This window comes from Acidimicrobiia bacterium (assembly GCA_041394025.1).
Classification (GTDB): Bacteria; Actinomycetota; Acidimicrobiia; order IMCC26256; family JAOSJL01; genus JAOSJL01.
In genome coordinates, this window is sequence record JAWKJA010000005.1 from 1 (window position 1) to 8,512 (window position 8,512).

The window sequence follows — 8,512 nt, forward strand, 5'->3', positions numbered from 1 at the left end:
CTCTCTTGGCCTGCAAGCTCCACGCCATCGCCGATCGACGGGATTCCAGTTCCGACAAGCGTGAGAGCGACGCCCTCGACATCGTGCGGCTCACACAGCTGCTCGTTCGATCCCGCCTGCTCGAAGACGCCTACAGCAGCGCGCCGTTCGACCTCGCACCACTCGTCCTCTCATCGGTCCGACACTGGCTCGTCAACGAGGCGACGCGGACGGCGCGTCTCGTCAGCTCCGATGCACGATCCAGTGGCGTGAGCGCATCTCCCGACGACCTCCGCGCCCTCGGCGAGCTGTTCTGTGATCAGCTGCGAGTCGACGAGGAGTAGGCGACGCTGGTGGAGGGCGTTCGCCCGCTCAGGCGGCGAGGTGGCCGTCGACGATCTCGACGGTGCGGTCGGCGAAAGTGGCCATGCGCTTGTCGTGCGTCACGACGACCGCCCCCGCTCCCCGACCTCGGATCTTCGAGCAGATGAGCTCCATGACCTGCTCACCGAGGTGGGTGTCGAGTGACGACGTGGGCTCGTCGAAGAGGACGAGTTCGGGGTCGTTCATGAGCGCACGCGCGATGGCCACCCGCTGACGCTCCCCGCCCGACAGGTCGGACGGCTGGTTTTTCGCCCGTTGCTCGAGCCCCAACTCGTCGATCAGGGAATCCGCGCGCTCGCGGGCCTCCCTATCGAGTCGGCCGTTCATCTCGGCGACGACGAGCAGGTTCTCGCGCGCGGTGAGGAACGGCACGAGGTTCACCGCCTGGAACACGAAGCCGACCGAACTCCCGCGGAACCTACTCAGCTCCTTGGAGCTGTAGTCGCCGATGGCCTCCCCCGACACGCGCACCGTCCCCTCGGAGGGGGTCAGCAGCCCCCCGGCGATCGAGAGCAGCGTCGTCTTACCCGACCCTGACGGGCCCACGAGGGCCACGACCTCGTCGGGCTCGACGGTGAGTGTTGCGTGGTCGAGGGCGACGACCTCGTCGGGACCCGACGAGTAGACCTTGCGGACGTCGCTCATCTCCAGAGCAGGCATGGGATCTGTTCCTCCTACACCCCCGACCCGAGGGCCGAGGCGGGATCGATGCGGATGATGCGGCGCAGCGACACGATCGCGCCGAGGATCGACGTGACGACGACGGCGCCGGCGGTGAACACGGCACGGCTGACCTCGAACTGGACCGGCACGGCGGCGGGCACCACCTGCGCGAGGCCGAACGTGAGCACACCACCGACGACGAAGGCGCCGAGGGCGACGGCGACCGACTGCACGATGACGCCGAGCACGATCGTGCGGGTCCTCGCCCCGACCGCCTTCAGGACGGCGTAGAGACCGAGGCGCTCCAGGGTCAACAGCGCGAAGAACAGCGCCACGACGAGGCCGACGACGAACAGCGTCACGCCGATGACGGCGGCGAACGTCGAGTTCTGCTCGGAGATGCCGGGAATGGCGAACACGGCCTCGTTCTGGCTCAGGGTCTGGGTCGTGCCGGTGGCGTCGTCGATGTCGGCGCGCACGACCTCGGGGTCGGCGCCGGATGCGGTCGTGGCCGTGAGCACCTGGAACTCGTCGTCGGCCACGACGGCGTCGGGTCGGTTGGCGTTCTGGACCTCCCGCCACGTGCCGGGCTCCACCCACAGCCCGTACTGGAGCAGGTAGTTGGCGTCGTCGACCCAGCCGACGATCTCGAGAGGCACCTCGGCGGGACCGACGAGAACGGTGTCGCCCACGTCGGCGCCGAGGTCGTCGAGGTCACGGTCGGCGTAGGTCTCACCGGGAGCGGGTGGTTCGGGCAACGTGTCGGTGGCGCGTTCGTAGCCGATGACGGCGGCGTTCTCGATGTCGTCGCTGTCGGGGATGTCGGCGCCGAGCAGCGACAGACCGAGCCCACCCGTCGACTCGACGCCGTCGACGGCCTCCACCTCGGCGCGGGTGGGGGCGTCGATGGTGGAGCGCAGGAACGACTCGCGGGCGTCGTCGGAGAACACGATGGCGTCGGTGTCCTGCGCGCGGATGGCGCCGCTGGAGTTGAGGAACAGCCCGTCGAGCAGAGCCCCGAGGAACAACAGCAGCAGCACGAGCAGGGCCAGCGCGCCGCCGACGACGACGAAGCGCCCGGGGCGGCGGATGAGCTCACGCACGGCGATGCGCATCAGATCTCCCGGCCCGAATCCAGCGTGGCGCGCAGCGGGTCGATCTTCAGCACGCGCCGGATCGATGCGAGCCCGCCCAGCAGCGAGATGACGGCCAGCCCGATGACCGTGAACACGGCGGTTCTCACGTCGAGGTCGACGGCGACATCACCGGTGCTCACCGACCCGACGAGTGTCACCAGGGCGAACCCGATGGCGATCCCCGCACCCAGGACGAGGCCGATCTGCACGAGCAGGTTGCGCACGAGGTAGCGGCTGGGTGCGCCGACGGCGCGGAGCAGCGTGAGGGCCTTGGCCTTCTGCACGGTGAGGATGAGGAAGAAGAAGCCGACCACGAGCGCCACGACGAGGAAGGCGAGCAGGAGGATGATGCCGAAGCTCTGGTTGACGCCCTGCACACCCGGGCTCCCGTCGACCGCCTCCTGGCGGGTGAGGGCTTCGGTGCCGGACACCTCGGCGTCGATGCGGTCGGTGAGCTCGTCGGTGCCGACACCGCCGGCGGGCTCGACAGCCACGAGCGAGGGCAGGACGACCTGGGCGTCGGGGTTGACGGCACGTTTGGCCGCTTCGAACGTGTCGTAGCTCACGAACACGGTCGGAGCGACGCTGAAGCGCAGGTTGTCGCCGGTGCCGACGATCTCGATGCGGGGCCCGTCGGTGTCGCCGGCACCGACGATCTCGACCGTGTCGCCCACGGCGAAGCCCTTGTCGGCGTCGGCCGACGACGCCACACCCTCGTTCGGGCCCTCGGGCAGGCGGCCGTCGCTCAGCGTCAGCGGCTCACCGAGCCCACCGAGCTCGTAGCCGAAGAGAACGGCGTCCTGCGTTTCGTCGCCGGCATCCACGGTGTAGGTGTCCTCGCCGATGGGCCCCGACTCGGCGACACCGTCGACGTCGGCGACGGCATCGACCTGGTCGGGGGTGAGAAAGCTCCCCTCGACGTTGCTTCGCGCCTGGTCGTTGAAGACGAGCACGGGCGAGTTCTGGTTGTCGACGGCGCCGATGAAGTTGGTGACGAGCCCGCCGAGCAGGCCCTGCTGGAAGAGGATGAGGAACACGAGGAGGCCCACGGCGCCGGTGAGGAGCCCGAAGCGGATCTTGGCGCGCAGGATCTCGCGCAGTGCGAGAAGCATGGCCGGCGCATCCTATGTGTGGTGCCGCTCGTCAGCGGCAACGCCGACGGAGCGGCGTTGCACATCTACCGCCCCGCGCACCGGCCGGCCTTGAAAGGGCGATCACGTCGGAGGTCACCCAGCTCCTGCGCCAACCGCGGGGCTGGGGCATCGCGCGCTTGTCATCCATCCGGCAGCCGAGGAGCGCCGGACAGACCGGTAGCCGACGCTGTCGTTGCGGGCGTGGTCATTGCATGCTGCCAAGAGGAGCATCGCTGCGAACGACCGTGCCAGGAGCCGGACGGCTCGACCACGGGACAAGAGGCAGTCGCGCGCAGGCTCCGCGATGAGAGCCCCGCTGCGGCTACCTCACCGTCGACGCGACCCTTCGGGCCACCGCAGCGCAGCGTTGGGCGCGCTCCACGGCCTTGGCCGCAACCGACGGCGCCACGCCATCCGGATCGTACTCGGCCTTCGTCTTGAGAGGGAGGAGTCGACGGAGGTCGCGCTCCACGTCTGCCCCGTCGGTACCTGCCTCGCGGAGGAGAGTGAGCACGTGATCGTGGTCGTCTCCTGCCGCCCGCCGACCAAGGCGGGCCCCGCACACGGCGTCGGCTGCGTTGATGCCGGCGTGGACGGCGAGACTCGTGGCAGCGACGTTCCGGCTCGCTGCCAGGTCGCTGGCAGCAGCCTCGGCGAACTCTTCGGACTTACCTGCGTAGGAGCGGACCTGGGAGGCCGACACCCGCGTGGCGCGACCAGGTCTAGGCATGGAGGACTGTCTGCAGCTCGTCGATGTCGAGTCCGTGGACCACCCGCGCGTCACGGCGGATCTCCTCCCACAGTGGGCTGCGACCCGCGAATCGAGCGGCCGCCTCCTCAGCACCGACTTCCAACACCTCGATCCGGTTACCCGTCAGCTGCCGAACGCTGCCGCGCCAGCTCTCGAGTGACGCGGCCCATCCCTCGTCGTCCTCGTCGACGCCGTCGGGTCGCACGACGACGACATCGATGTCGCTGTCCTGTCCCGCCTCGCGCCGAGCGAACGAACCGAAGAGGATCACGCTCAGAGGTGCACGCGGTAGCGCTGCTGCGAGCTGCCCCATCTCGACCGCAACGGTTTCAGCAGAGTGGGCGAGGCAGAGCAGCGCCCGGGAGGCGACGTGCTCTCGCACGAGGCGAAACAGTGAGGAGGGAGGGACCTCACGGCGCTCGACCACACCGAGGGCGACGAGTTCGGGCAGTACCCGCGACGCCTGTGACGGGCTCACGCCGGCGAGTTCGGCGATCGTCCGGAGGTTGAGTTCTGCGGTGGTCTCGGCGAGCACGGCCAGCACCCGCCCCTGGGCACCGGGGACGAGAGCCTCGACGGGTCGCACGAAATCCATGGGAGACAGGATACCCGATTGATAGCAATAATGAAACGACCGTTTCTTATTTGCTCGTATCACGGCCGCTGCGTCCCAGCCGGGGTGCATGCTGGCTTCGACACCGGTGCCGGAAAGGAGCAGGCCGTGATCGTCCCCCCTCAGCTGTCGGGATCGGACTGGAGGAACCTCGAGAACTCCGGCGGCCTGTTCGCTGCGGTCATGTACGCCATCTGCGTCGCCATCGTCCACCAGCAGACCGGAGACCTGCTGGTGTCGCTGCTCCTGGCGGTGCCGATCTTCGTCCTGATGACACTGGGCACGATCCTCGTCATCGTCGCTCTCGCCCTGCCGTTCTTGATCTGCCAGGGAATCGGGTGGGTGTGCAACCGGCTCACCGACCACGCTGCCGCTCTCGTGAGGAACCGCCGGACAGCCCGTCGGCGGCTCGTCCGATGACGGAGACCCGCGAAGAGAACCGCGAAGAAGTGGTGTGCCCGCAGTGCGGCGGTCCCGTGGTTCGGATCGCCTACGGGCTCCCGGGAAGGGAGATGTGGCGTGATGCCGAAGCCGGCCACATCGTGTTGGGAGGTTGCTGTGTCGACTTCTTCAGCCCGACACACCACTGCTTTGCATGTCACGTCGACATCGGACCCGACGAGCGAGTACAACCCCGGGTGCGCGAGAAGCTGGAGTGAGCGACCGGGAGAGGACCTCCCGCACAGCCTGTCAGCCGATCTTGTTCCAGGTGCCGCAGCCGTCGGTCTCGAACGCGGCGTCGGACGGTGAGATCTCGACGGTCTTGGGCCCGGCGCCGAAGTCGTTGGCGATGATCTCGTCGAACGACCCGGAGAGTCCCGAGAGCCGCGCCCAGTAGCAGCCGGACCCTCCGTCGGTCTTGTAGGTGCCGGGCTGGATGTCGGTACCGACGACGTGGAGCCCGGTCCCGAACGAGTTGGCCTCGGCGGCGGCTTCCGCACCGGCGATCTCGCCCTCGCGGGCATCGAGGTCACCGGAGCGCTTGTCGAGGTCGCCGGCTCTCTTGTCGAGGTCGGCAGCCTGCTGGTCGAGCTCGGCCTGTCGGTCGTCGAGTTCGCCCTGGGCGGCGGCGATCTGGTCGTCGGCGTCCTTGCGGGCGGCCTCGACGTCGGCCGCGGCGTCCTCCGCTGCCTTGTCGGCGTCGTCGCGTGCTGCGGCGGCCTCGTCGTTGGCCTCGTCGAGCTCGTTCTGGAGGTCGTCGGCGCGCTCCTTCTCCTCGTTGGCGCTCGTCATTCCCACGGCCCCACCGATGGCCAGACCCAGGAGCAACACGATCGCGGCCGACCCGTAGAGGAGCGGCTTGGAGGACCGTCGGTAGGCGGCCGTGAAGCGCGCCCACGGGCCGGACTTCTCCTCGAGGGCCTCCGCTCCCGGTGGCGGAGGGATCTCCAGGGCGTCGGGCCCGGCAGCGTCTACGTCAGCGTGTACGTCGGCGCCCGCACCGGGCGGCTCGTCGCCCACGCCGTCGCCGGCCGGTGCCGTCGCGGTGTCGGCACCCGGCGGGGGTGGCGGCGGGGGAGGAACCTCGGCGCCCTTGGCCACCACGGGTCGGGTATCGGTCGATCCGACCCACGTGGCGTCGATGTCATCCGTCGGCGCGTCATCGGTCGATGCCTCATCGGTGGAGGCGTCCTGCGATTCGTGGTCCTCGGTACGGTCGGGTTCATCGGTCATGAAGATCCTCCCCACAGGAGCTCCGGGGCCCCTATCGGGAGCCCCTGTTCACATCGGGCGCGTGCAGGCGCCGTTGAGGCCCCGGCGGATTCCCGCGAGCGTCGACGACCTGCGACCGGCCGAGCGACAGGCCTGTCGGGACCGGCGTTCGGGTGCACAACCATGCCGCGGAACGTACCGACTGGCTGGGACACATCTCCCCGGGCGGCAGCCTCCGCTTGTCATGCCCGAACTGTGGCATGATCGTGGCATGACCCGCGTACGCGTCAGCACGACGGTGGATGAGGACCTCCTGGCCGAGGCCCGGCGCCTCTGCGCGGCACGCAACGACGCGGCGCTCCTCGACGAGGCTCTCGCCGCTCTCGCCGCGCGCCACCGCGCGGCCGCGACCGACGCCGCGTACGCCGCCTACGACAAGGCTCCGCTGGATGCGCCCGACGAGTGGGGCGACCTTGCCTCGTTCCGCGAGGCGGCTCCGTCGTCGTGAAGGACACGCCCGCACGTGGCGAGGTCTGGTGGTGCGAGATCCCCGACCTCGCACGCCGCCCCGTCGTCGTCCTGTCACGCGACGCCGCCATCCCGCGACTGCGCCGGGCGGTCGTCGCCCCCTGCACGACGACGATCCGTGACCTGCCGAGCGAAGTGACACTCGAGTCGGGTGAGGACCCGGTCCCCCTGCCGTCGGCCGTGAACCTCGACTCCGTCGAGAGCGTCGGCACGGCATCGCTCGTCGAGCGGCTCGGCCGCCTGAGCGACGACCGGATGCGGGAGGTCTGCGCGGCGCTCGCCGTCGCGCTGGATTGTGAGAGTGACAGCCGAGGGGTGCCGCGCTGACCGGGTGACACGGCTGCGACGGGGCGGCAAGCACGAAGAAGCTCGACGCGACGGAGCCCCCGGGGCGGGGGGACGGCCTCTTCCGGGGGCTCCGGTCACCGCGGACGCCGACCGCTGGAGCAGCCGGCGCCCGGGGAATGTCGTCGGACGGTCAGTAGGTCAGTAGTAGTGCCGCCTGCCTCCCACCTCGCGGCCCACGGCGCCGAGGACGATCAGGATCAGCCCGATCAGCGCGATGAGCCCACCGAGCCCGGTGAGGACCGGGATGTTGAAGACCAGACCGATGACGAGAAGGATGACTCCGAGTGTGAGCACGATCGCCCCTACCCGTCAGAGGACTTGTCGCGGACCTTGTCGATCTTGTCCTCGACCCAGTCCTTGGCGTCTTCGACCTTCTCCTTGACCTTGCCGGACGCCTGGTCCAGCTTGCCCTCTTCCTTGAGGTCGTCGTCGTCGGCCAGGTCGCCGGCGGCTTCCTTGGCTCTGCCCTTGAGGTCGTCGGCCTTGGATCCCATGTCTTGTCTCCTCCTGTGGGTCGAACACGAGGCGGTGCCCCGTGACGCGGAAGGGATACCCCGGCCCCAGGGATCTCAAACCTGCCCCGCGTGATCCGGCGTGGGCCGTGCAGCGTGCCCGCCCCACAGGTACCGTCGGTGCGGCCACCGGGCGGCGGTCCCGGTACCCGAGTACCGGGGCACGGACCTGGGTATGAACGGGGTGAACGACAGACGCGCACCGGCCACGACGAGAGGAACCGCCATGGCAAGCGGCGAGAAGGCGAACCAGCCGACAACGACCGACGCCGGGATCCCGGTGTCGAGCGACGAGCACTCCCTCACGGTCGGGCCCGACGGCCCGATCCTGTTGCACGACCACTACCTGATCGAGCAGATGGCGGCGTTCAACCGCGAACGCATCCCCGAACGCCAACCCCACGCCAAGGGCTCGGGCGCGTTCGGCCACTTCGAGGTGACCGAGGACGTCAGTGGCTACACGAAGGCCGCCGTCTTCCAGCCGAACACCACGACCGACACGGTGATCCGCTTCTCCACCGTGGCCGGCGAACGGGGCAGCCCCGACACGTGGCGTGACCCGCGTGGCTTCGCCCTGAAGTTCTACACGTCCGAGGGCAACTACGACATGGTCGGCAACAACACGCCGGTTTTCTTCCTGCGCGACCCGATGAAGTTCCAGCACTTCATCCGTTCGCAGAAGCGCAGGGCCGACAACGGGCTGCGCGACCACGACATGCAGTGGGACTTCTGGACGTTGTCGCCCGAGTCCGCCCACCAGGTGGCGTGGCTGATGGGCGACCGCGGCATTCCCCGGACGTGGCGACACATGA

Annotated in this window: 14 protein-coding genes; 6 read left to right on the forward strand and 8 right to left on the reverse strand. The window is 69.2% G+C overall.

The features are described 5' to 3' along the window. The coding region (locus R3A49_14335) for a hypothetical protein (protein MEZ5171899.1) at nucleotides 1-323 on the forward strand (323 nt) is incomplete at its 5' end. A 28-nt stretch (nucleotides 324-351) separates the two neighbouring features. On the opposite strand, the gene R3A49_14340 is transcribed toward R3A49_14335, so the two are convergent. From R3A49_14340 to R3A49_14360, 5 genes are all read right to left on the reverse strand, one after another. Continuing rightward, the gene (locus R3A49_14340) at nucleotides 352-1,023 is read right to left on the reverse strand and encodes an ABC transporter ATP-binding protein (GenBank protein MEZ5171900.1); all 672 of its coding nucleotides are present in this window, start codon (nucleotides 1,021-1,023) and stop codon (nucleotides 352-354) included. A gap of 14 nt (nucleotides 1,024-1,037) precedes the next feature. Next, nucleotides 1,038-2,141, reverse strand: a complete 1,104-nt coding sequence (locus tag R3A49_14345) for an ABC transporter permease (protein ID MEZ5171901.1) — start codon at nucleotides 2,139-2,141, stop codon at nucleotides 1,038-1,040. Further along, nucleotides 2,141-3,274 (reverse strand): ABC transporter permease, encoded by a 1,134-nt coding sequence (locus tag R3A49_14350; GenBank protein MEZ5171902.1) that lies wholly within the window; start codon nucleotides 3,272-3,274, stop codon nucleotides 2,141-2,143. The genes R3A49_14345 and R3A49_14350 overlap by 1 nt, the downstream gene beginning before the upstream one ends. Before the next feature lie 343 nt (nucleotides 3,275-3,617). Then, entirely contained in the window at nucleotides 3,618-4,025 is a 408-nt protein-coding gene (locus R3A49_14355; protein ID MEZ5171903.1) for a DNA-binding protein, read from the reverse strand. After that, nucleotides 4,018-4,641 (reverse strand): helix-turn-helix domain-containing protein, encoded by a 624-nt coding sequence (locus tag R3A49_14360; GenBank protein ID MEZ5171904.1) that lies wholly within the window; start codon nucleotides 4,639-4,641, stop codon nucleotides 4,018-4,020. Before R3A49_14360 ends, R3A49_14355 begins: the two co-directional genes overlap by 8 nt. Before the next feature lie 126 nt (nucleotides 4,642-4,767). On the opposite strand from R3A49_14360, the gene R3A49_14365 reads away from it, so the two are divergent. Further along, nucleotides 4,768-5,079 carry a hypothetical protein gene (locus R3A49_14365; GenBank protein MEZ5171905.1) on the forward strand — a complete coding sequence of 104 codons (312 nt, stop codon included), beginning with the start codon at nucleotides 4,768-4,770 and terminating at the stop codon, nucleotides 5,077-5,079. After that, nucleotides 5,076-5,318: a hypothetical protein gene (locus tag R3A49_14370; protein ID MEZ5171906.1), complete on the forward strand. Its 243-nt coding sequence runs from the start codon at nucleotides 5,076-5,078 to the stop codon at nucleotides 5,316-5,318. Before R3A49_14365 ends, R3A49_14370 begins: the two co-directional genes overlap by 4 nt. A 31-nt stretch (nucleotides 5,319-5,349) precedes the next feature. On the opposite strand, the gene R3A49_14375 is transcribed toward R3A49_14370, so the two are convergent. Next, nucleotides 5,350-6,333 (reverse strand): hypothetical protein, encoded by a 984-nt coding sequence (locus R3A49_14375; GenBank protein MEZ5171907.1) that lies wholly within the window; start codon nucleotides 6,331-6,333, stop codon nucleotides 5,350-5,352. Nucleotides 6,334-6,583: 250 nt separating this feature from the next. On the opposite strand from R3A49_14375, the gene R3A49_14380 reads away from it, so the two are divergent. Both R3A49_14380 and R3A49_14385 read left to right on the forward strand, forming a co-directional pair. After that, entirely contained in the window at nucleotides 6,584-6,820 is a 237-nt protein-coding gene (locus tag R3A49_14380; GenBank protein ID MEZ5171908.1) for a DUF2191 domain-containing protein, read from the forward strand. After that, nucleotides 6,817-7,167, forward strand: a complete 351-nt coding sequence (locus R3A49_14385; protein ID MEZ5171909.1) for a type II toxin-antitoxin system PemK/MazF family toxin — start codon at nucleotides 6,817-6,819, stop codon at nucleotides 7,165-7,167. The genes R3A49_14380 and R3A49_14385 overlap by 4 nt, the downstream gene beginning before the upstream one ends. A gap of 159 nt (nucleotides 7,168-7,326) precedes the next feature. Here the strand turns inward: R3A49_14385 and R3A49_14390 are convergent, their stop codons facing one another. After that, entirely contained in the window at nucleotides 7,327-7,482 is a 156-nt protein-coding gene (locus tag R3A49_14390) for a hypothetical protein (protein ID MEZ5171910.1), read from the reverse strand. An 8-nt stretch (nucleotides 7,483-7,490) separates the two neighbouring features. Next, on the reverse strand, nucleotides 7,491-7,682 hold the full coding sequence (locus R3A49_14395) for a CsbD family protein (GenBank protein ID MEZ5171911.1): 192 nt from the start codon (nucleotides 7,680-7,682) through the stop codon (nucleotides 7,491-7,493). 244 nt (nucleotides 7,683-7,926) lie between these two features. Here R3A49_14395 and R3A49_14400 point away from each other — a divergent pair. Continuing rightward, nucleotides 7,927-8,512, forward strand: a 586-nt coding sequence (locus R3A49_14400; protein MEZ5171912.1) for a catalase, incomplete at its 3' end; no start/stop codon positions are given.

Coding starts and splice junctions, on each gene's coding strand:
- R3A49_14370 (MEZ5171906.1), top strand. CDS start 5,076: ATGACGGAGACCCGCGAAGAGAACCGCGAAGAAGTGGTGTGCCCGCAG.
- R3A49_14350 (MEZ5171902.1), bottom strand. CDS start 3,274: ATGCTTCTCGCACTGCGCGAGATCCTGCGCGCCAAGATCCGCTTCGGG.
- R3A49_14345 (MEZ5171901.1), bottom strand. CDS start 2,141: ATGCGCATCGCCGTGCGTGAGCTCATCCGCCGCCCCGGGCGCTTCGTC.
- R3A49_14375 (MEZ5171907.1), bottom strand. CDS start 6,333: ATGACCGATGAACCCGACCGTACCGAGGACCACGAATCGCAGGACGCC.
- R3A49_14360 (MEZ5171904.1), bottom strand. CDS start 4,641: ATGGATTTCGTGCGACCCGTCGAGGCTCTCGTCCCCGGTGCCCAGGGG.
- R3A49_14380 (MEZ5171908.1), top strand. CDS start 6,584: ATGACCCGCGTACGCGTCAGCACGACGGTGGATGAGGACCTCCTGGCC.
- R3A49_14395 (MEZ5171911.1), bottom strand. CDS start 7,682: ATGGGATCCAAGGCCGACGACCTCAAGGGCAGAGCCAAGGAAGCCGCC.
- R3A49_14355 (MEZ5171903.1), bottom strand. CDS start 4,025: ATGCCTAGACCTGGTCGCGCCACGCGGGTGTCGGCCTCCCAGGTCCGC.
- R3A49_14340 (MEZ5171900.1), bottom strand. CDS start 1,023: ATGCCTGCTCTGGAGATGAGCGACGTCCGCAAGGTCTACTCGTCGGGT.